This window comes from Campylobacter concisus, assembly GCF_002165775.1.
In the GTDB taxonomy this organism is placed as follows: Bacteria; Campylobacterota; Campylobacteria; order Campylobacterales; family Campylobacteraceae; genus Campylobacter_A; species Campylobacter_A concisus_E.
The window spans coordinates 256143-281041 of record NZ_NDYP01000003.1; the positions used below are offsets into that span (position 1 = coordinate 256143).

Sequence of the window (24899 nt, forward strand, 5' to 3'; positions counted from 1 at the left end):
TTATCTCCTTATTTTTATTGTTATTTCACTTTGATTTGAGTTTTGATCAAGGCATTTTATGCTGTGCTCGCCAAGAGTTAGATCAAACTTTTTTTCGCCTGCATTTTCTATCTTAGAAAAGTTCAAATCATCTATTTTTAGGTAAATTTCATTACCTAAAAACGCGTAGCATTTTACCATAACTTGTGTAATATTTTCATCTGTCACTATCTCTTCATTGTCATACGGATAGGCAAAAACTGGCTTTTTATCTTTAAAAATTTCAGCACAAGGACTTTTTTGTATCTCTTCTTTATCCAAAAGCTCATTCTTAACCAAAAAATCAAGCTCTTCGCCCCTTAAACTTTCGCATTTATCTTTTAAATCTACACCCTTTATCCTATCATCAAGTGCCATTTTTTTACACTTTTCATAGTTAAAGGCATCAAGGCAGGTTGGCACTTTTTCAATGCCATCTGGCTCACTCATAAATCTTAACTTCTCTTTTTGAGTGATTATCTTAAACATATCAAAAAGGCTCTTTGATACGTCATTTAGTCCTGTTAATTTATCAGTTTTACTGGCATTAAAATTTCCAATCCAAATAGCAATCGTGTAATTTTCATCAACACCTATGGCATAAAGGTCACGCGAATTTGCGCTTGTACCTGTTTTAAAGGCTATTTTTGGCGTGTTTTGTGCATACTGCCAAGCATTTTTTAGATATGATCTTGAGGCTTCACTTAGCATTTTAGCGGTTAAATAAGCACTTTGAGACGAGATTAGAGTTACATTTTTCTCTTCATTTTTGTAGTTTTTGCCAGCAAACTCAAGCGGCCTATAAATGCCGTCATTTGCATAAATAGTATAAAGATGAGCAAGATCAAGCAGGCTCATTTCAGCACTTCCAAGCGTTATAGAAGCTCCATAATACTCTTTATTTTCATCTACCAAATTTACCTTTTCAAGTAGTTCGTAAAGCGAATTGTCTTTTAGTTTTAAGTTTAAATTTATGACTGGGATATTTAGGCTGAAATTTAGAGCATCTTTTGCGCTTACGATACCTAAAAAATCATTACTAAAATTTTTTGGAGCATACTCTTTTATATAAATTTGCGTGTCAATTAACTGCGAATTTGGCGTTATAAGCCCACTATCAAGTGCTAGCGAATAAATAAAAGGCTTTAGCGTGCTGCCGGTGTTTCGCTTCATATTTAGAGCTGAGTTTTTGCCGTCACGAGCGTGCTCATCGTGCGAGCCGATGAAGGCAACAACACTCATTTTTTTATTATCAATGACCACGGCTGCTGCGTTGTTTGCATTTTTAGCCTTTAGCGAAAACATCGCATCTTTTAAAATTTTAAGCATATCTTTTTGTAAATTTAGATCCAAACTCGCCTTTGAAATTTGGTTTTTAAAAGCGACATTTGCATAATCTTCCGCGGTTACGATAGCTTTTGCTCTTACATTTTTAAATGGCTCAGCCTGCGCTCTTCTAAAGGCGCTAAGATCGATTAAATTTGCCTTGTAAAGCATCTTTATGACCCTGTTTTTTAGGGCATTTATGTTTGAAACGCGGTCAAGTCTATTTTTATTTGGATTTTTGGGTATCGTGCTTAAAAGTGCAGCCTGAGCGTAGCTAAGCTCGTTTAGCTCTTTTCCAAAATAAAAAAAGCTAGCCGCCTTTGCGCCCTCGATATTGCCACCATATGGGGCTAAATTTAGATAAAAATTTAAAATTTCATCCTTACTAAAGTGAAGTTCAAGCTGAAATGCTCTAAAAATTTCTCTTATCTTATTTTTATAGCTTCGCTCACCAGGCTCAAGCATCCTGGCTACTTGCATCGTGATAGTGCTGGCCCCTATGCGGTTGTCGCTTCTTAGGTTGTAAAAAAATGCTCTAAAAATGGAGGCAAAATTTACTCCAAAATGGTAGTAAAAGTATCTATCTTCAAAGAGCACGACGCATTGTTTTAGCGAGTTTGGGAAGCTTTGCTCGTGAAATCTCCAAATTCCGTCACTACTAAGCTTCATATTTATGATCTCGCCATTTTTATCAAGCAAAATTTTGGCTTCGTCTTTTTTGAGTGCGTCTAAATTTAGTGGATAAATTTGATCCAGTATCAAAAAAATAGTGACCATTAAAGCCAAAAATAGGGCAAGGAATTTTAAAAATTTAAACTTTTTCATCGGCGTGATTATAGCTGTTAAAGTTTAAGTAGCTATAATTAGGCCTTTTTGAAAAAGAGGAAACAATGCCTTTATCTAGGTTAAACAAAGAACAATACACCGCCGCAACTGCGCCATTTGGACACAATCTCATCATCGCTTCAGCTGGCACTGGCAAGACTAGCACGATCGTCGCGCGCATCGCCCATCTTTTAAATTTAGGCGTAAAGCCAGAGAAAATTTTGCTTCTAACTTTCACCAACAAAGCAGCGAGCGAGATGATAGAGCGTTTAAATAGGTATTTTGACAAGCAAATCACCTCCAAAATCACCGCAGGCACCTTTCACTCGGTCTCATTTTCGCTTTTAAAAAGCCTTGATAAAGGCGTCACGCTAAAGCAGCCAAGCGAGCTAAAGACGCTTTTAAAAAGTCTTGTTGAGAGGCGTAAATTTTACCACTTAAGCGACGTCAAGCCTTATGGCGGAGCCTATCTATATGATCTTTACTCGCTATTTCAAAACAGCGAACAAGGCACAACTTTTGGCAAATGGATAAGCGATAAGAGCGAAGAGCAGGGCGTTTATGCTGAAATTTATGAAGATGTTTTAGAAGAGTTTGAGGCCGAAAAGGCTAAATTTTCTTATGCTGATTTTAACGACCTTCTCATAAAAATGCGCGATGAGCTAAAAAAGGGAGCAAATTTAGCTTATGATGAAATTTTGATCGATGAGTATCAAGACACAAACACGCTTCAAGGTAGCCTCATAGACGCATTTGCGACGAAGAGCCTATTTTGCGTGGGCGATTTTGACCAGAGCATTTACGCATTTAACGGCGCAAATATCGAGATCATTGGCTCATTTAAAGATCGCTTTCCAAACGCAAATATCTACGCTTTAAATGTAAATTACCGCTCAAGCTCAAGCATACTTGCCCTTGCAAACAAGGTCATAAATAACAATCCAAGGCTTTATGAAAAGCACCTCACAGTTAGTCGCGAGGGGAATTTTAAGCCTCCAAGGCTACTTGTCTATAACGAGCTTTTTGATCAGTATCAAAATATCGCCGACATCATCTCGCTCTCGCCATTTAATAGAGAAAATATCGCCATAATTTTTAGAAACAACTCATCAGCAGACGGCATCGAAGTCGCGCTAAAAGAGCGAGGCATCAGCTCAAAGCGAAAGGGTGGGGTGAGCTTCTTTGAGAGTCGCGAGATCAAGGCACTCATCGATATCATGGGAATTTATGTCAATCCAAAAGATATAATGGCATTTATTCACATCTGCGAATATGCAAAGGGCGTTGGTAGCGCAGTTAGCAAAGAAATTTTTGACGCACTTCTTAAGCTTGGGCATGGAAATTTGATAAAAGGGATAGTTGAGCCAGATGATAGCGTAAATATCTCATCAAATAAAAGGCGAAACTACCAGCTAGGCCTTTTTGACGACCTTGATGAATTTGCCGAGGTTTCAAGGTTTTCCAAGCTTGGCTTTAGCGATAAATTCCTAGGCCACCCAGTGCTAAAACTACAAAAGCTAAGTGAGAGTGGGGCACAGTTTTTATATGAAATTTACAACTTTTTAAAGGGCATGAGAAATATCTCAAAGCCAGCTACGATGATAAACGAGATAAAAACTAGCAAAATTTACTCGTTAATCGTCGAAAACATCAGCACAAAAAGGGCAACTTTAAAAAATGGCAACGTCGATCTAGCTCTAAAAGAAGAGGTTAAAGAGCGCATAATGGCAAAGAGCGTGGTGCTAAGCGAGCTAGCTAAAAAATATCAAGATATCAGTAAATTTTACAACTTCTTAGCCCTTGGCAGCAACGAGATGAGCGAAGGGCAGGGCGTTAGTCTACTTAGCGTGCATGCGAGCAAGGGGCTTGAGTTTGACCAAGTTTTTATCGTAGATCTCGCGCAAAACCGCTTTCCAAATTTAAAGCTAATGAGCATGGGCGGCAGCCTAGAAGAAGAGAGGCGGCTCTTTTATGTAGCAGTAACTAGAGCAAAAGACGAGCTATATCTTAGCTACGCAAAATACGACAAGATAAAGAAGGTGACCTATCAGCCAAGTAGGTTTTTGATAGAGGCTGGCATGGCAAAAGAGGAAGCTTAAAGAGTATTTACTCTTGTGAAGTAAAATTTACCAATTTTTTACAAAGAGAAGTAATGAAAAAATCTAAAATTTTAATAATCCTGCTTATTTTAGGCGTCGGTGGATATTTTATCTATGATAATTTTTTTAAGATAAAAGATGAAAAGGTGGAATTTATCACCAAAAAGGCAAAAAGGGGATCATTTAGCAAAAAGGTCGATGCAACTGGAGAAATTTTCGCTACCGAGCTAATCGACGTGGGAGCTCAGGTGAGCGGTCAGATAAAAAAGCTATACGTTAAGCTTGGAGATCAGGTAAAAAAGGGCGATATGATCGCAAGTATCGATAGCTCGACCCAGCAAAATAGCATAGACAATAAAGAAGCACAGCTTACCATCTACAAAGCTCAACTTGAAAGCGCAAAAGTGGCTCTAAATATCGCTAAAACGCAGTTTGATAGAGAAAATGCACTATTTTCTAAAAATGCCACCTCAAAGCAAGAATTTGAAAGCGCAAAAAACATATATAGTGCAAATAGCGCCAAAATAAAGGAGCTTGAAGCTCAGATAAAACAGACAAATATTGAGCTAAGCACAGCTAAGATAAATTTAGGCTACACAAAGATCACCGCCCCAAGAGATGGCACCGTAGTAAGCGTGCAGGTTGAAGAGGGACAGACTGTAAATGCCAACCAAACTACACCAACTATCGTAAAAATCGCAGATCTTAGCTATGTCAAGATGAAGATGCAAATAGCCGAGGGCGACATCACAAAGATAAAAGTTGGCACGCCAGTTGAATACTCGATCCTCTCTGAGCCAACGAAAAAATTTCAAACAACGGTTAGTTCGATTGACCCTGGCTTAACGACATTAAGCGATGGTAGCTACGGCTCTAGCAGTAGTAGCAAATCCACAAGCTCAAGCACTTCAAGCAACTCAGCTGTTTATTATTACGCGCAAAGCATAGTTGAAAATAAAGATAAAATTTTAAGAATAGGCATGACAACGCAAAATGAACTCTTAATAGCAAACGTAAAGGACGCTATCATCGTGCCAAGCATCGGCATCAAAAGAGATGAAAACGGCACATTTGTCTATATTTTAAAAGACGGCAAAGCAGTAAAAACAGCGGTCAAAACCGGTATAAAAGACAACCTAGATACGCAAATAATTAGTGGCGTAAATGAGGGTGATGAGATCATCACATCACAAGGCTCAGCAAGCGAGATAGCCAAGATGATCGAAAAAGAAAATAAGAAGTTTTAAGTGATAAGTCTAAAAAATATCACAAAAAGCTTTAAGCTTGGCGATAATGAGATAGAAATTCTTCATGGCATAAATTTAGAGATAAAAAAGGGCGAATTTATAGCCATTATCGGTCAGTCTGGCTCTGGTAAATCAACGCTTATGAATATCCTTGGCTGCTTAGATAGCCCAAGTGGCGGGCAGTACCTGCTAGATGGCAAAGATATATCAAAATTTGATAGCGACGCACTTGCTAAGCTTAGGCGAGATAAATTTGGCTTTATCTTTCAAAGATATAACCTTCTTAGCACAATGAATGCTCTTGAAAACGTCACACTTCCTAGCATTTACGCAGGGGCAAATAAGAGCGACCGAGAAAAAAGAGGAATGGAGATTTTAGACTCTCTTAGCCTTAGCGAAAAGGCTAAAAATTTACCAAATAAACTCTCAGGCGGACAGCAGCAAAGGGTCTCCATAGCAAGGGCGCTGATGAATGGTGGCGAGATCATCTTGGCTGATGAGCCAACAGGCGCGCTTGATAGCAAAAGTGGTCTAAGAGTGATGGAAATTTTAGTGAATCTTTACAAAAAAGGTCACACCATCATCATCGTCACGCACGATCCAAAGATCGCCGAGTACGCGAGCCGTGTGATCGAGATAAAAGATGGCAATATCGTAAGTGATAATGTAAGAAATAGTGAAATTTTTGAGGCCAAAAAGCAAACTCAACCAGAAAAGAGCAAATTTACTTATTATAAAGATCAGCTAATTGAAAGTTTTAAAATGTCGGTAAATGCGATGCTAGCTCATAAATTAAGATCGCTTTTAACGATGCTTGGTATTATCATTGGCATTACGGCAGTCATTAGCGTCGTAGCTCTTGGCAAAGGCTCACAGGAGCAAATTTTAGCTGGCATCAGAAAGATCGGTACAAATACGATCGATATCATGCCAGGAAAAGGCTTTGGCGACATGCTCTCGGGCAGGGTAAAAACGCTCTCTATAAGTGACGCAAATATGCTCTCAAAGCAGTCATTTCTTGACTCAGTCACTCCAAATACAAGCACTTCAGGCGTACTAACATATGAAAATATCTCCTTAACAGCGACATTAAAAGGTGGTGGAGTAAGGAGCTTTGACGTAAATGGACTAAAGCTAGAAAAAGGAAGAATTTACGATGATGATGAGGTCTTAAACTCAGATTCTGTCACATTAATAGATCAAAATACCAAAAATAGCATATTTAAAAACGAAGATCCGATCGGCAAGATCATACTTTTTAATAAAAAGCCACTTCGCATTATAGGCGTTTTGCAAAAAGATGAGTTTAAAATCGGCGATGCTAGCTCACTTAAAATTTATGCTCCATATACGACTGTGATAAACAAGATAACGGGCGATAAATTTATTAGCTCAATAACCGTAAAAGTAAATGAAAGCGTAAATGCTCAAATCGCAGAAAAGAGCCTAACTGATCTTTTAACGATAAAACACGGAAAAAAAGACTTTTTTACAAGAAATTCTGATAGCATCAAGCAGACTATCGAAGAGACGATCTCAACCATGCGCCTTCTAATATCAAGTATCGCTGTAGTTTCACTAGTAGTTGGTGGCATAGGCGTGATGAATATCATGCTAGTCTCGGTCACCGAGCGCACCAAAGAGATAGGCATCAAAATGGCGATCGGAGCCAGACAGAGCAACATCTTGCAGCAGTTTTTGATAGAGGCGGTGCTACTTTGCTTAATTGGCGGAGCTATTGGTATAGCCTTTTCTTACGCGATCGGCTACATATTTAATAACTTTTTAGATGGCTTTAGCATGATCTTTTCAAATGGCTCGATCGTGCTTGCGCTTGTTACGTCGATGGCTATTGGTATCATCTTTGGCTATATGCCAGCTAAAAATGCCTCAAAACTAAATCCAATAGATGCGCTTTCAAGGGAGTAATATGAAATTTCTAAGCTTAGCTTTAGTACTTGTTTTAAGCGGCTGCGCCGTTAAAAACATAGATGAAAACTACAAGCAAATTTTACTTGAAGATAACGCCAGCAGGGAGCTAAATTTAAACACTTCTTGGTGGAAAGAGTATCATCAAAGCTACCTTGATGAGCTTGTAGAACTTGCGCTTAAAAATAACACTGACCTTGCAAAAGCAGCTATAAATGTAAATAAAGTGCTCGCTCAAGCTGGCATTTTAGAGGCAAATTTAATCCCAAGCTTTAACGCTGGCATCGAGGCTGGAAGTAGCAAAAACATAAAAGATGGTAGTGATTCTAGCAGAAATTTTGGTTCAAGCATAGGGCTTAGCTACGAGCTTGACCTTTGGCAAAAGCTAGCAAATAGCAAAGATGCAGCGATGTTTGAAGCAGAGGCTACCAAATTTGATCTGGAGGCTAGCAAACTAAGTGTGATAAACTCCGTGACAGATGCCTATTTTCAGATCCTATATCTAAATGAAAACATCAAAACTTATGAGCAAATTTTAGAAATTTATAATGAGTTAATTAAGATAGTCGGGCTTAAATTTGAGCTTGGCAAAGAGGAGGCGCTAAGCCTAAAACAGATAAATTCACAGCTTTTAAACGCTCAAAATAAGATAGAAAATGCCAAAAAAGAGCTAGTCGTAGCCAAGAAAATGCTTAGGATTTTGCTAAATGAGAGGCCGGATTTTGAGCTTAAATTTGAAGACCTCATACTAAGTCCCGTTAAAAGAGTGGGCGTTGATCTAGACGTGCCAACAAGCGCCATAGCAAACCGCCCTGATCTAAGAGCGGCCATTTACCGTATAGAAGAGGGCATCCTAAGCTATAAAGCTAGTCAAAAAGATTTTTATCCAAGCATCACGCTAGGAGCGAGCCTCAAAAGTAGTTCAAGTACAAAAGAGGGCGCATTTAGCCTTAAATTTCTAAATGGCAACGTCGCTTTAAATTTACCATTTTTAAACTACTCTAAACTAAAGTCAAATTTGAAAGTAAGCGAGGTAAATTTTGAGCTTGCAAAACTAAACTACATAAGCACTCTAAATAGCGCATTAAACGAAATAGACGCATTTTACAAAGGCTATCTAAACGACGAAGCGCTGCTTATAAACTATCAAGAGCAGATAAAAAACTACGAGGAAATTTCAAAAATTTACGAGCTAAAATACTCTTATGGCAAGGTTGAGTTAAAGCAGTTTTTAGAGGCAAAAAATAGTGAGCTAGAGGCTAAAATAGGGCTATTAAAAGTAAAATACATGCTTTTACAAGACGAGCTAAATATCTACAAAGCCATGGCAGGCAAATTTAATAGGTAAATTTATGAGCTCGGCTTGGGACTATGAGGCAAATGCGTGTAGCAGTGATGGCAAATTTAGCGCCAAATTTGAAGGCTATGAGGTCGCTATGGGCGCTCCAACCCTTGGCGAGCTACGACTTTTTATAAATAGCAAGCACTGTCTAAAATTAAAAAATGAGCCTTCAAACCACGAAAAAAGACTATCAAATTTTGATCAAAATTTAGTTAAAGATGACGATGCGCTTCAAATTTTACTTAGCGAAAGGGCGACTGCTTGCTTTTTGTTTTCAGAGGACTCTAAATTTCTAGCTTTTTCTGAATGGACGGCAGATAAAATGCAGATCGTAAAGGTAGTGCACCTAGCCGATATGAGCATAAAAACTGATAATAGGCGCAAAAGAGTAGTGGAATTTCTCTCATTTAATGATGGCTTGCTTGAAATTTTAGACTCGCCGATCTTTATGCCTAAAAACTACACACTGGATATCCGCACACTTTTTGACGATAAAATTTAATTCTTGAGCGAGCGCTTTATGTACATTTATCGCAGTTTTTGCAAGGTTAGTGCTCTGCGCTTAAAAGCAAGAACCACAAACTCCAAAGATAGCTCTTGCTCACTTTTTCAAAATAGGGTAGATCAAATTTTAAGTTATATATAAGATAAATACAAATTTCACATTTTTTGAAAAGTGTAAAATTTAACTAATTTTCTTACAAATATTTTTATGTCAAATTTAATGGATAAATTATAATCATACAAAAGATAAAATCCAAAATAAGCCTATAAATCAACATTTAAATTCATATAAAAGAAAAAATAAGAAAATTAAAATAACAATTTGAAAATTATAGTTTTCAATACAAATATATAAAAAAGCTTGTATTTTACCTTTTAACATATTCATATAAGTAGTATTATGCTTTTAAAATTATCTTTTTAAAATGAAAGTCGTATTTGATTTTTTGAAAACTTACAACATTTAGAAGTAAGTTTTCAAAAATTAGAAGTTTTATAAGATTGTAGATTTTAAGCCAAAAGCTCTTTTGCGATCATACTTATGCGTTTTGCTTCAGCACTTGCTCCTATCTCATCTTTTGCCATTTTCATTACGGCACCTAAATTTTTGCCAGCTCTTTCAATAATCTTTTTTATTTTCTCTTTAAGCTCTTCATCACTTAGTTGTGCTGGCAAATATGCCTTAATAAGCTCAATCTCACCCTGCTCTTTTTTAGCCAAATCCTCTCTAGTACCTTTTATATAAAGCTCAACCGAGTCAGCCCTCTTTTTGATCTCCTTTTGAAGTAGCGGAAGTACCACTTCATCAGTCATTTCAATCCTTTGATCGACTTCGACCTGCTTAAGTGCTGCATTTAGCGTTCTTAAAGTATCTCTTTTAAACTCATCTTTTGCCTTCATAGCCTCTTTTATATCAGCTAAAATTTGCTCTCTTATACTCATTTCCTCTCCTTTAAATTTTTGAAATATTAACTAAAAATTTGTGATAATTTCTTGAAATTTTCCTTGCAGATAGGCCACCCCAACACCCTCTCTAAGCCCATCGTCAATAACTAAAAATTTTGCTTCTTGCCCGATTAAAAGCTCCTCTAAAAGCAAGGTTCCAGCGATGAGCGGATACTTTCTGCTTCTTCCAACCGCCACATCAGCGCTCTTATCGTCCATCTTTAAAAGCTCATTTACAAACCAGGCAAGATCATCATCTCTAAGCTCATATCCGCTTACTTTTTTTGGATCATAGTTCTCGTAGTTAAGTCCTAGTCGTAGCGCTGCGATAGTAGTTGGTACGCCAGAAGTCAGCACGATAAATTTATTTTTTAAGCTATTTAAAAATTCTCTTGCATCTTTTGTATAAAATTTTGCATTTTTTTGCATCAGATCAAGCGTTTTAAATTTCTCAAAAAATGTAATAATGCCAAATTTAAAACTCATAAAATTTCCATTTTCACCAATCTCTGAACTTGCTCCACCGATGTCAATGATGCTAAAATTATCATTGATTCCAAGCTTTTTAAAAGCATTTTGAACACCCAAAAATGTAAGCTTTGCTTCTGCTTTACCACCGATGATGTGAAAATTTATGTCAAATTTCTCTCTTATCTCGCTAAAAATTTTCCCGCTATTTGACGCTACCCTAAAAGCCTCAGTCGCAACCGCAATACACTTAAATTTAGAAAAATCAAATTTACTTTTAGCCTCTGTTATCGCTTCAAAGAGCCTATTTTTGGACTCATCTGCTATCTTGCCACTTTCATTTAGCCCTCTAGCAGCTCCTACTATCTTTTCATAAATTTGCTCATTACTAAAGCCATTTTGTTCTTTTTTGACAAGTGCTACGCGAAATGTGTTTGAGCCAAGATCGATCGCTATAACCAAAATTTATCCTTAAAAATTTTTGCAGATTCTAACATATGATAATTTAGTATCATTTAAAGTTGAAAAATTCTAAAAACTTTAATATTTTTCAAGATATAATCCCTATCAAAAACCTTATAAGGGGGCTTGATTGCTTCGAGATAACTTATTAGCATTTGTTATTTTTGCAATTTGTAGCGTTGGATTTTTCGTTTGGGGCTATCAGTACATCCCGACAAATAACTACTTTTTATTCTTGATCGCTGGCATGTTTGGTCTTTTTATGGCCTTTAATATCGGTGGAAATGACGTTGCAAATAGCTTTGGCACAAGCGTTGGTGCTAAGACGCTAACACTTAAGCAAGCTCTCATCATCGCAGCTATTTTTGAGCTTAGCGGTGCGATATTTGCAGGATCAGAGGTTACAAATACGATTAGAAACGAGATCGTGAAATTTCCAAGCGATCTAAACCCGATGAAATTTGTCATCATCATGATCTCAGCCCTTCTTAGCTCAGGCCTTTGGCTATTTTACGCATCCAAAAAAGGTCTGCCAGTCTCGACCACTCACTCGATCGTTGGCGGCATCGTTGGCGCAGGACTTGCTATGGGTTTTATGATAAAAGATCCAGAGCCATTTAGCATGGTCTCATGGAGCGAGATCGGTAGAATCGCCGTAAGTTGGGTCATTTCGCCACTGCTTGGCGGCGTGATGTCTTACATTATATTTGGCTATGTAAAAAGTAAGATTATCGAGCCAACACATGAACTTAAAATGAATCTAAAAGCTCTAAAAGCTGAGCGAAAAGCATATAAAGAAAGCTTCATAAAAGCACTAAAAACAAAGCCAGCTGAGGAGCAAATAGCTACTCTTTCAAAGATCGCAGTTATCGACGAGGACGAAATCGAAACCACTGAATACAGCGAGTATCGCTCAAAAATTCGCATCATGAAAGATGGTGAAAAAGAGATAGACACTTTTAAAGCGATGAAAAAGCACATCCCAATCATCGCTGGATTTGCCGCGATGGTGATCTCGTCGATGATGCTTTTTAAAGGGCTAGAGCATATAAATTTAGCCTTTAGTATCATCCAAACCGTCTGGATCATCTTTGTGATTGGGGCTCTAGCGTATCTTGCAAGCCTTGCTATTATAAACGTCATGAGCAAAAACGATAGCGAAAAAAGTATCAATAGAATTTTCTCATGGTTTCAAATTTTTACCGCTTCATCTTTTGCATTTTCACACGGCGCAAACGACATTGCAAACGCAGTTGGACCATTTGCCGCTGTGCTTGATGTGCTAAAGACTGGCTCTATAAACGAAAGCTCGCCGATACCTAGCATCGCAATGGTAACATTTGGCATCTCACTTGTCGTCGGACTTTGGTTTTTAGGCAAAGAGGTGATCACCACCATCGGCTCAAAACTAGCTGAAATTTTACCGACAACTGGCTTTAGTGCCGAGCTTGCCTCAAGTATCGTCATACTTCTAGCTACAAAGCTTGGCATACCAGTTAGCTCGACGCATATCCTAATAGGCGCGGTTTTGGGCATTGGCATCGTAAATAAAAATGCAAACTGGAAAATGGTAAGACCAATCATTCTTGCTTGGCTCATCACACTGCCTGCAGCTGCGATATCATCGGCTATATTTTATTTTGCCCTTGCTAAATTTTTAGGCGTTTAGTCATATTTTTAAGTAGCAAAAAGCACCCTATTTTTTAGATATTTTTTGTATAAATCTTATATGAGAGCTTGGCAAGTTGATTCAACCTGCCAAGTAAATTTGAAGTTATTTTTTCTTAATAATGATCTTCTCACCATCGCTATCAATGGTGATCTCATCGCCGCTTTCAAGCTCATCTTTTAAGATCATATCAGCGATCTTGTCTTCAACTAGCTCGTAAAGCGCTCTTCTAAGAGGTCTTGCGCCATAAACTATGTCAAAGCCAGCTTTTGCGATAAATTTCTTAGCCTCTTCGCTCAAAATTGCCTTGATACCGCGGTTATGAAGAGTTTTTTCAAACTCTTTAAACATGATCTCAACGATAGATATCAAACCTTGTTCGTTTAGAGGATTAAAGATGATAGTATCATCAAGCCTATTTAAAAACTCAGGTTTAAAGTAGTTTTTAAGCTCATTTTTAACAGCCACATCACGATCTTCACCCTTTAGCTCCATGATGAAATTTGAAGCAATGTTTGAAGTTAAAATGATGATAGTGTTTTTAAAATCAACCGTTACACCTTTGTTATCAGTCGCACGTCCGTCATCTAAAATTCCCAAAAGTATGTTAAATACATCTTTGTGAGCCTTTTCAACCTCGTCAAAAAGTATAACTGAGTAAGGTCTTCTGCGAACTGCCTCTGTTAGCTGACCGCCCTCATCGTAGCCTACATATCCTGGAGGCGCACCAAGAAGCCTGCTCACGCTATGTTTTTCCATATATTCGCTCATATCAAAGCGGATAAGCGCCTTCTCATCGTCAAATAAAAATTTAGCCAAAGCTTTAGCAGACTGGGTTTTACCAACGCCTGTTGGCCCAAGAAATAAAAACGAACCAATCGGCCTTTGACCTTCATTTAGCCCTGCTTTGTTTCTCTTAACAGCACGTGCAAGTGCATGTAGCGCGTCATCTTGACCGACGACACTCTCTCTTAGATGCTCTTCGATGCGCAGATATTTCTCTTTTTCACTTGTTAGCATCTTTTTAACTGAAATTCCAGTCCATTTGCTCAAAATTTCAGCCACAAGCTCTTCATCGACTTGATTTTTAAGAAGCACGCCCTCTTTTTTCATGCTCTCCCATTTTTCTTCAAGCTCGTGTTTGTGCTTTTTAGCGTCAGCTATTTTGCCGTATTCTATCTCGGCAGCCTTTTGAAGATCACCATTTCTTTTTGCTATCTCAGCTTGTGATTTTAAGCTATCGATCTCTTTTGTAGCTTTTGAAATTCCGCCAAAAACAGCCTTTTCGTTTTCAAATTTAGTATCAAGCGCTAGCTTTTTCTCGTTTAGGTCAGCTATCTCTTTTTCGATCTCGCCAAGTCTTTCTTTATTTTTATCCGCATCCTCCATCTTTAGAGCTTCTTTTTCTACTTGAAGCGTTACGATCTCGCGTTTTATCTTTGAAAGCTCGTATGGCTCGCTCTCTATTTGCATCTTAAGCTCAGCTGCGGCTTCGTCAATAAGGTCTATCGCCTTATCTGGCAAGAAGCGGTTTGCGATGTAGCGGTCACTTAGTCTTGCAGCGGCAACTAGCGCACTATCTGTTATCGTGATGCCGTGATGAACTTCAAGACGCTCTTTTATACCACGTAAAATTTGAAGTGCCTCATTTACGCTTGGCTCTTTAACATCTATCGGCTGAAAACGTCTTTGAAGCGCCGCATCTTTTTCAAAGTATTTTCTATACTCTTTTAATGTCGTCGCACCAACAGCGTGAAGCTCGCCACGTGCAAGAGCTGGTTTTAGGATATTTGCTGCGTCCATTCCACCCTCGCTCGCACCAGCTCCAACTATGGTGTGAATCTCATCTATAAAAAGTATTATATTTCCAGCTTTTTTAACCTCGTCAATGACAGCTTTTAGCCTATCTTCAAACTCGCCTCTATACTTTGCACCAGCTACAACTGCGCTCATATCAAGTGCGATGACACGCTTGTTTGCAAGGCTTGTTGGCACGTCGCGAGCCACTATCTTTTGAGCCAAGCCCTCAACGATGGCTGTTTTACCAACGCCTGGCTCACCGAGCAAGATAGGGTTGTTTTTGCTCTTTCTTATTAAAATTTGCATCATTCTAGTGATCTCTTCATCACGGCCAATGACTGGATCAAGCTCTTTATTTAGCGCTTTTTGCGTTAGATCGATACCAAATTTCTCTAAGCTATCAAGAGTATCATCGCCAGTTTGGCTATCTATCTTTTTACCGCTTCTTATGCTCTCAAGGTTCTTTTTGATCTCTAAGATGTCGCAAAATTTGCTTAAAATTTGTTTGATCTCACTAAGCTCAAGAGATGAAACGATCCATGTATCAACAGCTATGTAGCTATCTCCCATGCTTACCATCAACGCTTTTGCATTTTCAAGAGAATTTATAAGCTCTCTTGAAACTGAAACGTTATCTTTTGTAACGTTTGAGCTACTTGGAAGTGAAGAAATTTTACTTTTTACTTCAAGCTCGACAGCGTCTTTACTTACATTCATTTTATTAAACACTTGGTTTAAAATGGAATTGCTATCTGCAAGCAAAGCCCAAAAAATATGAAGTGGAACAACTTGCGGATTTTTAGAAAATATCGCTAAACTAATACCTTTTTCAAGAGTTTCTTGCATCTGAGCTGTTAAATTTTCTGTTATATCAGCCATTAAATCTCCTTGGGTTATTTTATATGGTTGCCATTATATAACTTTAGTCTTATATTGTCAAGTATTTTTATAATGCTTGTCACTCTTTTTATTTAATTGCTAAAATTTGCTGTTATAAATTTGTATCAAAAACTATCCAAAAGCAAAAATATAAGCTTAAATTTATACTTTTTTTAGCCAAAAGCTAATAGAATTGAGCCAAAAATTATAGGAGAAATTTTGAATAAATTTAGTAGATTTTTTGCACTAAAAATTACAGGTGCCTTGCTTATCTCAAGCGTAGCAGTGAATGCACTTTTTGCAAAGAGTGAAGACGAAGCAAGTGCGAAGCTTGAAGCACTTTCAAAGCTTACAAAAACAATTTCAACCGTTGAAAAATACTATGTTGATGATATTAAATTTAAAGAGATCATCGATAAAGCCATTGCTGGTTTAATGCAAAATTTAGATGCTCACTCAAGCTTTTTAAATGAAAAAGCTTACAAAGATATGCAGGTGCAAACAAGTGGAGAATTTGGTGGCCTTGGCATAACAGTAGGCATTAAAGATAGCGCATTAACCGTTATCTCACCGATAGAAGATACCCCAGCTGATAAAGCAGGTATAAAATCAGGCGACATTATCTTAAGGATAGATGGGAACTCAACTATTGGTACAACGATAGATGAGGCAGTAAATAAAATGCGCGGCAAGCCAAAAACTCCAATAACTATCACAATTTTGCGAAAAGGTGAGCAAAAACCATTTGACGTAAAGATCATAAGAGATCTTATAAAAGTTGAGTCTGTCTATGCAAAAATGATAGAAAATGACAACATTCTTTATGTGCGTGTCACAAATTTTGACAAAAATGTTGTTACAAAGGTAAAAGAAGCGATCAAAGAATATCCAAAAGCAAGTGGCATCATACTTGATCTTAGGAATAACCCTGGCGGACTTTTAAATCAAGCTGTTGATCTAGTTGATCTTTTTGTAGATAACGGCGTCATCGTCTCTCAAAAAGGTCGCGACGCATCTGAAAATGTAGAGTATAAAGCAAGTGCTAGTAAAACTCTTTCAAAACTACCGCTTGTTGCACTAGTAAATGGCGGAAGTGCTAGTGCTAGCGAGATCGTAAGTGGCTCACTTCAAGATCATAAACGTGCTGTAATAATCGGCGAAAATACCTTTGGCAAAGGAAGCGTCCAAGTGATCCTACCAATAGACGACACCGAAGCACTAAGACTAACCATCGCAAGATACTACTTGCCAAGTGGTAGAACTATCCAAGCAGTTGGCGTAACACCTGATGTAGTCGTGCATCCTGGCAAAGTGCCGCAAAGTGACGATAGTGCATTTAGCATCAAAGAGAGCGAGCTAAAAGCACACCTAAAAAGCGAGCTAAATAAGATAAATCCTACAAGCGAGGGCAATAAAACTGAAGCAAAAGATGATAAAAAGATAATCACGCAAAAAAAAGTTGATGAAGATATTCAATTAAAAACAGCAATTGATACGATCAAAATTTTAAAAATAAAACAATAAATTAGAAGGAGATCTCCATGCAAAAAAGAGAGCTTATTTACGAGGGAAAAGGTAAAAAAATGTATGCCACAGACGATGCAAATCTGCTTGTGGCTGAATTTAAAGACGATCTAACAGCATTTGATGCTCAAAAAAGAGGCAACGAAGCTGGTAAAGGCGCATTAAATAATAAAATTTCAACACAGCTTTTTAAGCTTTTGGAGAGTAAAGGCATCGTGACTGACCTAGTTGAGACTATCAGCGACACTGAGCAAGTAGTCAAAAAATGCGAGATTATTCCTCTTGAAGTTGTTGTTAGAAACATTGCAACTGGTTCACTAAGTAAAAGACTTGGCATAAAAGAAGGCACGGTTTTACCTTTTACACTTGTTGAGTTTTACTACAAAAATGACGATTTACACGATCCATTAGTAACAGATGAGCACTGTATCATTATGGGATTAGTAAAGAGCGAAAAAGATCTTCAAACTCTAAGACACACAGCAAGGGAGATCAACTCTATATTATTTAAATTTTTTGCCGAAAGAGATCTAAAATTAGTTGATTTTAAAATAGAATTTGGTATCGATAAAGATGGCAATATCATTTTAGCTGATGAGATAAGCCCTGATAGTTGTAGATTCTGGGATGCTAAAACTAATGAAAAACTTGATAAAGATAGATTTAGACAAGACCTTGGTAGCGTAAAAGTCGCTTACGAAGAAGTTTTAAGAAGAATTCTTTCTTAAGGACAAAGATGAAAGCTGTTGTAAATATAGCATTAAGAAGTGGGGTCCTTGACCCTGCTGGCAAAGCAGTGGAGCATGCTTTAAATTCTCTTGGATTTAGTGGTGTGTCAAATGTCAGAATAGGCAAACAAATTGTTTTAGACATAGACGAGAACGATAAAGCTAAAGCAAACGAGCAGCTAAAAGTGATGTGTGAAGAACTTTTAGCAAATACTGTCATCGAAGACTATGAGATCGTGTTATGAAAGTAGCGATTATACTTTTTCCTGGCACAAACTGCGAAGAAGACACAGCTCACGCATTTAAATTGCTTGGATGCCAAACACAGATCATTTGGCACAAAGAAGATAAGATTGACGCTGATCTAGTCGTACTTCCAGGCGGTTTTAGCTATGGAGATTATCTAAGAACAGCTGCGATAGCTAAATTTAGCCCAGCTATGCAAGCTGTAAAAGAGCATGCAAAAAAAGGCGGCTATATCTTAGGAATTTGCAATGGTTTTCAGATGCTGCTTGAGCTTGGACTCTTAAAGGGTGCGATGAGAAGAAATGAAAATTTAAATTTCGTCTCAAAATACCATCATCTAAAGGTAATCTCAAATAACAATAAATTCTTAGCAAATTTAGCCAAAAATGAAGTAGTTAATATCCCTATTGCTCACGGCGAGGGCAACTATTATACTGATGAAAACACTCTAAAAAACCTTTACGACAACGATCAAGTATTACTAAAATACTGTGATGCTAAAGGTAACAAAATAAATCCAAATGGCTCAGTCGATAATATAGCTGGAATTTGTGATGAGAGCAAAAAGATTTTTGGTCTTATGCCTCATCCTGAGCGCGCTTGTGAGAAAATTTTAGGCACAGATGATGGCATGAAGATGCTAAAAGGTCTAGTTTGGTAAAACATTTTCTTTTTGTCTCCCTACTCATAATAAATTTATTTGCTGTAAACACTGATGAAGTTAGTGTTTTTGATATGATGGATGAAGCCAGGGAGGATAAATTTGTAAATAGTCCTGCCGCAAAGCCGAAAACTCAAAAACCAGCTAAAGAGCAAGACTTTTCAAGAAAATTTGTATCACCACAGCCAGAGCGCATCACTCCGGAACAGATGAGAAATATCGTGCCAACAAATGAACCAGATATTAATGTTCCTGATAATCAAATTTACGATAAGATCAAAGTCAAAGAACTTCTTTTAAAAGCCACAAACGTACCAAAAAATGTTGTTATAGGGGAAATTTTTAATGTTGAGATAGTGGCTGATACGCAAAATGACCTTGAGTTTGAGTTTGAGACACAGCTTGATGAAACAAATATCAAATGGCTAAATAAGAAAAATTTTCAATGGGTAAAAAGCGAAGACAACAAATATGTAGGTACTTTTTATCTTGAAGCAACAAGCATTGATGCAAAGACTTTAAAAGTTAGCTTGGATCTAAAAAGAAATGGCGAAAACTATCAAAACTCAAGTATAAATATCTTTTTGCCAAAGCTAAAAGAGCTTAGAAGCGATGAGAATTACAACCATATCGTGGCTGATAATCTTGAAGTTAGGAAATTTAAGACAACAAAATTTGATGATATAAACAATATCATGGTTGTAGAAATTTATGGTAACAACGTAGATCTAAGTGCTTTTAATATTGAAAATAAAACGATATTAAAGCAAGGCGTAGATACGATAAATGGCGACTTTAACTCACAAAGTGCATATTATTTTGCAGTATTTAAGCCAAATAAAAAATCGCTTGACTTTAACTACTACAACCTAAAAAAGGCTAAATTTGAAAGCTTTTCTTTGCCAGTGAGTGTCGAAGATGACGATGTCAGCACACAAATCGGACTAAACCCAAAACAAAGCGAGTTTAGCACCTATAAAGATATCACGATATACTCTTGTGCGGTAATTTTTATATTATTAGCTATTTGGCGCAGAAGGCTTAGCTACTTTTTTGTAGCAGCTGTTTTTATCGCACTTGGAATTTATACCTACAACCCTTTTGGTAAGGCTATTCTAAAACCAGATATTAGCGTTTCGATCTTGCCTACAAAAAACTCAACCATTTTTTACACATCTCGTAAAAATGAAAATGTAGAAATTTTAGACATAAAAGGTGACTACTCAAAAATTTTATTTGCTGATGGTAAGATTGGCTGGGTAAAAAAGGATAATCTTGTTAAAAATTAGAGCTTTATTTTTTGCTATTGAGTTTGTTATCAGCGTTGTTCTAGTTGTCTTTTTTATGTGGCTATTTAATGATAAAAATAGAGCCATAAGAAAATTTTGGGGAAGATCGCAAAGGTTTTTTGGTGGATATAAACTTGAAGTAATTGGTGATTTTAAAGATGAGGCCAATATCTTGCTTATAAATCATCAAAGTATGCTTGACATTATTGTGCTTGAAGAGGTTCATCCAAAAAATCTTTGCTGGATAGCAAAGGCACAAATCGGCAAAATTCCTATAATTGGTAAAATTTTGAGCCTGCCAAAGATGATAGCAGTTGAGCGTGAAAATAAGCACTCTTTAATAAAACTTTTAAAAGAGGCTAAAGATAGAGTTGAAAATGGTCGTGTTTTAGCTATTTTTCCTGAAGGAACAAGATCGCAAACTAACAAGCTTTTACCATTTAAAGGCGGAGCTAAAATGCTTGTAGAAAAGCTAAATTTAAAAGTTCAGCCTATTGTGATTATTGGGAGCGATGCTTTAAAAGTAAAGGAGTTTAGCTTTAAAAAAGCAGATATTAAAATATTTTGTCTTGATCTAGTAGATACCTCTAAAGAAAACTGGTTAGAGGCAACTAGAGAGAGTATGCAAAAAGTCCTAGACGAAAATAGAAAATAAATTTGGCTTTGCAAATTTACAAAGCCCCCTGCTTCTATATCATTATCTATAAAAATTTGATTTTATATACTAGAAATTTTTATAGATAAATTTAAAATGGTCTAGCGGGAGCTAGACCTAAAAATATTAGCTTAAGAGGTAAGCTTTCAAGTCCTAAAGACACTAAGTTTTGAATTTAATGCATCTGTCATCTTGTTTAGATGTTCTGCTGCTGAAGCTATCTCTTCAACACTTCTAGCATTTTCAGATGAAATTTGGTTGATATTTGAGATGCCTTCCATGATTTCATTTACATTTTTGCCAGTTGCGATGTAGTCTTGCATAGTCTTATCAGACATTGCTATGGCGTTATTCATTGTCTCACTCATAACATTTATAGTTTTTTCAACGTCGCTTGCCACGTGAGTTAGCTCTTGGATCTGTTTAGAGTTGATACCCATTTGCTCACTGCTATCATTGATCGCTTGGACGATGACATTGATAGTTGCATTTATCTCAGTTAAGCTCTTTTGAGTCCTCTCAGCTAGCTGTCTAACTTCATCAGCAACAACGGCAAAGCCACGTCCATGCTCACCTGCTCTTGCAGCCTCAATAGCGGCATTAAGTGCAAGTAAATTTGTCTGATCGGCTATATCATTGATAACAACAAGAACTGATTTTACCTGCTCAGCATCACGGCTAAGCTGATCGATCTTATCAGCCATTTGATTTTCTACATTAGCAGAATCAATAATCTGCGCCGATAGCGATCTTATAGCTTCAGTTGCCGTTTTTATATGTGTGCTTGCTTTTTGAAGATCGTCTTTGCCAGCTTGAGCTACCGCTAAAGATTCTTTCATATTTTCTTGCATTACTTTACATCTTTGATTTGTCTCTTCTACTATTTCAGTTGATTTTTCTACACGTTTGCCTGTTTGTAGAGATGTAGAACTAAGCTCATTCGCAACGGAGCTATTTTCACTTGAAAGGTGCTTTGTATCACTTATTAATACCCTTATTCTTTCAATAAAATCATTTATATCTCTACTTATCTTAGCTATCTCATCTTTACCATAAATAGGAATTTTAATTGTAAAGTCCGATGTTATCGCATTTAAATTTGTTCCTAGTCTATCGATAGGACTTGCAACCATCTTTTTAAGTAAGAGCATCGAAACAGCTATCAAAAGTAAGGTAACTATGATGCTTGCTATGATGAAATTTTTACTAACTACTTTTAGTGGTGTTAAAAAATCATCAGTAACAGCTGAACCTAAAACCATCCAGTCTAGTTTATCAAATGACTCAAAAGCAACTATGCAGTCAACCCCATCAATTATAATAGGCTCAATGCCCTTTCCTTTTTTAACAATATTATCCATAGTAGTTTTTAATTCACTGCTTAGCTCTTGATTTGCCTTGGTTGGATGAAAGTCAAATTTACCAGTTTTAGTATTGTAAAGAGAAAAATATCCATGCTTACCAAGTTTCATCTCAGAAAAAGTCTTTTTCATATTGTTTAATCCCTCGGTAGGATCATAACCAACAAATAAAATTCCTATTACCTCGTTATTTTCAATAATAGGATCATAAATACTCATATAGTTGCGTCCAAATAAATTTACAACGCCTATATACCTCTCTTTATTCATGATATTTTTATAGGCTTGACCGCTTTTGTCAAGCATTGTACCAACAGCTCTGCCACCATCAGCCTTCGTCACTGATGTACTAACTCTTAAAAAATTATCACCTGATTTTGCAAAAATCGTTGAAATTCCGCCTTTTGTAGCGTTGTTAAATTTATCTAGAATATCGTAGTTATTGTTTAAAATACCATTTTGAGATATTAGTTCTATCGCTTCGTATTTACCAGTCTTACTCATCTGGTGATTGGTTGAAATTTTTCCGATCATCTCTTTAAAAACACTCATTATTAGCTCTGCACTACTTACATTATCTTTTTCAAATAATTTAACCGTATTCATAGCAAGCTGGACGTTTTGTTCTACTGTCGTAAGCACACCATCTTTTATCTCGCGCTCTAAAATATTTGATGTATATATGACAAAACATGTCATAGATACTGCCAAAACCGTAGCAATCGTTGCTGAAACTTTTACCAAAATGCTTCGTAAATTCATTTTGTCTCCTTTTTTCTAAAAATTTTCGCCTTGATTATAGCACTATTTTAAATAAACTTTATACAAGAATGCATAATTAATAATAATTAATAAATTATCATTATTATTTTATTCATAAACTATAACTTTTTTGAAATCATTTTAAAAAATTAATTTAAAAACCTTGATAGTAATGCTATCAAGGTTAAGTATATTTTTATCACTTTGTGTTATAATCTGCCAAAAATTTTAAAAGAAGGAAAAGAAAAATGGCAGATAAATTTGAATTTCAAACCGAGGTCAATGACCTTTTAAATTTAATGATCCACTCTCTTTACTCAAACAAAGAGATATTTTTAAGAGAGCTCATTTCAAACTCAAATGACGCTCTTGACAAGCTAAACTACCTATGCTTGACCGATGAAAAGTATAAAAGTCTAAGCTACACTCCAAGGATCGACATCAAAGTAGATGATAAGGCTAAGACTTTAACCATCAGCGACAATGGTATCGGCATGGATAAGGACGAGCTTATAGCGAATTTAGGTACCATTGCAAGAAGTGGCACAAAAGGTTTTATGAAAAATTTAAGCGGCGATGCCAAAAAAGATAGCTCACTGATCGGTCAGTTTGGTGTTGGCTTTTACTCAGCATTTATGGTGGCAAACAAGATCGAGGTCATAAGCAAACAAGCACTTAGCGACAAGGCCTATAAATGGACATCTGATGCAAAAAGCTATGAGATCGAAGATGCCCAAAAAGAGAGCTTTGGAACGGACATCATCTTGCACTTAAACGATGATGAGTTTGCAAATTCTTGGCGTATTGAAGAAATAGTCAAGAAGTATTCAAATCACATTCCTTATCCTATATTTATGGACAAACAAAGCTATGTCGCTCCAAAAGAAGGCGAAAAAGAAGGCACATATGAGACTAAAAATGAGCAAATAAACAAGGCAAATGCTCTCTGGAGGCTAAATAAAGCTAGCCTTAAAGAGCAAGATTATAACGACTTTTATAAGCAAATTTCACACGACAGCAGTGATCCGCTCCTTTACATCCACACAAAAGCTGAGGGTAAGATCGAGTACTCAACTCTATTTTATGTGCCAAGCACTGAGCCGTTTGACCTCTTTAGGGTTGATTATCAAAGTGGCGTAAAGCTCTATGTAAAAAGAGTCTTTATCACAGATGATGCAAAAGAACTCTTGCCGCCATATTTAAGATTCATCAAGGGTATCATTGATGTTGAGGATCTACCATTAAATGTAAGCCGTGAAATTTTACAAGAAAATGCGATCATGAGAAGCGTCAAAGAGCAAAGCGTAAAGAAAATTTTAAGCGAGCTTGCAAAGCTAAAAGATAACGATCGTAAAAAATACATAAAATTTTACAAACTATTTGGCAAGGTTTTAAAAGAGGGGCTTTATGGATTTAACGCTGAAAAAGAGCAAATTTTAGATCTTTGCTTATTTAAAAGCTCAAAAAGAGATGGGCTTATCAGTCTAAAAGAGTACAAAGAGGCGATGAAAGAGGATCAAAAATCGATCTATTATATCAGCGGTAATAATGAAAATATGCTAAGAAATTCGCCGCTTCTAGAAAGCTTTAAGAAAAATGACATCGAAGTGCTTATTATGGACGAAGAGATCGACACGATCGTGATGCCAATGGTCAATGAATTTGACAAAACACCTCTAAAATCAGTCTCACACGCTGATATCAATGACGAGATAAAAAGCGATGAAAAAGTAGACGAAAGCAAAGTTGCAAATACGCTTGTTAAAATGAAAGAAATTTTAAAAGATGAGGTAAAAGATGTAAGACTAAGCTCAAGACTATCAAGCTCGGCTGCGGTGCTAATTTACGACAAAAACGATCCTGATTACGCTATGCAAGAGATATTAAAACAAATGGGACAAGGCGCAAACGCTCCAAAAGTTAAACCAATCTTAGAGATCAATGCTGACCATGAAATTTTTGCAAAACTAGAGAAAAATGAGGCGATGGTTTATGACATAGCGCCTTTGCTTCTTGATATGGCAAGGCTAAATGAGGGCATGAGCCTAGAAAATCCTGCTAAATTTTCAGAGCTATTAACGAAAGTGATGATAAAGGCTATCTAATTTCATAAAGCCCAAGAGAAATTTTGGGCTTTAACCTACTTCTATAAATTTAAAT

Annotated in this window: 17 protein-coding genes and 2 pseudogenes; 13 read left to right on the forward strand and 6 right to left on the reverse strand. The window is 36.7% G+C overall.

The genetic code is table 11. The annotated features are described in order from the left end of the window. Window positions 1-2169, reverse strand: coding sequence for a penicillin-binding protein 1C (pbpC, locus tag B9N66_RS04635; protein WP_087580088.1), 2169 nt, complete (start codon window positions 2167-2169; stop codon window positions 1-3). Between the two features lie 65 nt (window positions 2170-2234). On the opposite strand from pbpC, the gene B9N66_RS04640 reads away from it, so the two are divergent. Genes B9N66_RS04640 through B9N66_RS04660 form a run of 5 tightly spaced genes read left to right on the forward strand, consistent with a single transcriptional unit; the run spans window position 2235 to window position 9288 of the window. Next, a complete protein-coding gene (locus B9N66_RS04640) occupies window positions 2235-4268 on the forward strand; it encodes an ATP-dependent helicase (protein WP_087580089.1) in 2034 nt (677 codons plus the stop codon). Window positions 4269-4321: 53 nt separating this feature from the next. After that, window positions 4322-5515 (forward strand): efflux RND transporter periplasmic adaptor subunit, encoded by a 1194-nt coding sequence (locus tag B9N66_RS04645; RefSeq protein WP_087580090.1) that lies wholly within the window; start codon window positions 4322-4324, stop codon window positions 5513-5515. Beyond that, entirely contained in the window at window positions 5516-7444 is a 1929-nt protein-coding gene (locus B9N66_RS04650) for a MacB family efflux pump subunit (protein ID WP_087580091.1), read from the forward strand. It abuts the gene before it with no gap. Window position 7445: 1 nt separating this feature from the next. Further along, on the forward strand, window positions 7446-8792 hold the full coding sequence (locus B9N66_RS04655) for a TolC family protein (protein ID WP_087580092.1): 1347 nt from the start codon (window positions 7446-7448) through the stop codon (window positions 8790-8792). 4 nt (window positions 8793-8796) lie between these two features. Continuing rightward, window positions 8797-9288 carry a flagellar protein gene (locus tag B9N66_RS04660; RefSeq protein ID WP_087580093.1) on the forward strand — a complete coding sequence of 164 codons (492 nt, stop codon included), beginning with the start codon at window positions 8797-8799 and terminating at the stop codon, window positions 9286-9288. A 512-nt stretch (window positions 9289-9800) separates the two neighbouring features. Here the strand turns inward: B9N66_RS04660 and B9N66_RS04665 are convergent. After that, entirely contained in the window at window positions 9801-10232 is a 432-nt protein-coding gene (locus B9N66_RS04665) for a GatB/YqeY domain-containing protein (RefSeq protein ID WP_087580094.1), read from the reverse strand. Window positions 10233-10262: 30 nt separating this feature from the next. Beyond that, window positions 10263-11165: a Ppx/GppA phosphatase family protein gene (locus B9N66_RS04670; RefSeq protein ID WP_087580095.1), complete on the reverse strand. Its 903-nt coding sequence runs from the start codon at window positions 11163-11165 to the stop codon at window positions 10263-10265. 130 nt (window positions 11166-11295) lie between these two features. Between B9N66_RS04670 and B9N66_RS04675 the strand changes: the two genes are divergently transcribed. Next, on the forward strand, window positions 11296-12834 hold the full coding sequence (locus tag B9N66_RS04675; RefSeq protein WP_087580096.1) for an inorganic phosphate transporter: 1539 nt from the start codon (window positions 11296-11298) through the stop codon (window positions 12832-12834). 105 nt (window positions 12835-12939) lie between these two features. Here the strand turns inward: B9N66_RS04675 and B9N66_RS04680 are convergent, their stop codons facing one another. Beyond that, entirely contained in the window at window positions 12940-15513 is a 2574-nt protein-coding gene (locus B9N66_RS04680) for an ATP-dependent Clp protease ATP-binding subunit (protein ID WP_087580097.1), read from the reverse strand. Between the two features lie 207 nt (window positions 15514-15720). Between B9N66_RS04680 and B9N66_RS04685 the strand changes: the two genes are divergently transcribed. The 6 genes from B9N66_RS04685 to B9N66_RS04710 are packed head-to-tail and all read left to right on the forward strand — an operon-like array spanning window position 15721 to window position 20616. Beyond that, on the forward strand, window positions 15721-17037 hold the full coding sequence (locus B9N66_RS04685) for a S41 family peptidase (protein WP_374057421.1): 1317 nt from the start codon (window positions 15721-15723) through the stop codon (window positions 17035-17037). Window positions 17038-17054: 17 nt separating this feature from the next. After that, a complete protein-coding gene (gene purC / locus B9N66_RS04690) occupies window positions 17055-17765 on the forward strand; it encodes a phosphoribosylaminoimidazolesuccinocarboxamide synthase (protein ID WP_021091373.1) in 711 nt (236 codons plus the stop codon). A gap of 8 nt (window positions 17766-17773) precedes the next feature. Next, window positions 17774-18010 carry a phosphoribosylformylglycinamidine synthase subunit PurS gene (gene purS / locus B9N66_RS04695; protein ID WP_085657331.1) on the forward strand — a complete coding sequence of 79 codons (237 nt, stop codon included), beginning with the start codon at window positions 17774-17776 and terminating at the stop codon, window positions 18008-18010. Next, window positions 18007-18672, forward strand: coding sequence for a phosphoribosylformylglycinamidine synthase I (gene purQ / locus B9N66_RS04700; protein WP_087580099.1), 666 nt, complete (start codon window positions 18007-18009; stop codon window positions 18670-18672). Before purS ends, purQ begins: the two co-directional genes overlap by 4 nt. Next, window positions 18666-19961 (forward strand): SH3 domain-containing protein, encoded by a 1296-nt coding sequence (locus tag B9N66_RS04705; protein WP_087580100.1) that lies wholly within the window; start codon window positions 18666-18668, stop codon window positions 19959-19961. The genes purQ and B9N66_RS04705 overlap by 7 nt, the downstream gene beginning before the upstream one ends. After that, a complete protein-coding gene (locus tag B9N66_RS04710; protein ID WP_257639779.1) occupies window positions 19942-20616 on the forward strand; it encodes a lysophospholipid acyltransferase family protein in 675 nt (224 codons plus the stop codon). The genes B9N66_RS04705 and B9N66_RS04710 overlap by 20 nt, the downstream gene beginning before the upstream one ends. 146 nt (window positions 20617-20762) lie before the next feature. On the opposite strand, the pseudogene B9N66_RS10085 reads toward B9N66_RS04710, so the two are convergent. After that, window positions 20763-21815: pseudogene (locus B9N66_RS10085) on the reverse strand (methyl-accepting chemotaxis protein); the annotation flags it as partial. A 27-nt stretch (window positions 21816-21842) separates the two neighbouring features. Further along, window positions 21843-22739 (reverse strand): annotated as a pseudogene (locus B9N66_RS10090) (Cache 3/Cache 2 fusion domain-containing protein); the annotation flags it as partial. Between the two features lie 248 nt (window positions 22740-22987). Between B9N66_RS10090 and htpG the strand changes: the two are divergent. After that, window positions 22988-24844, forward strand: coding sequence for a molecular chaperone HtpG (gene htpG, locus B9N66_RS04720; protein WP_087580103.1), 1857 nt, complete (start codon window positions 22988-22990; stop codon window positions 24842-24844). The last annotated feature ends 55 nt before the right edge of the window (window positions 24845-24899 follow it).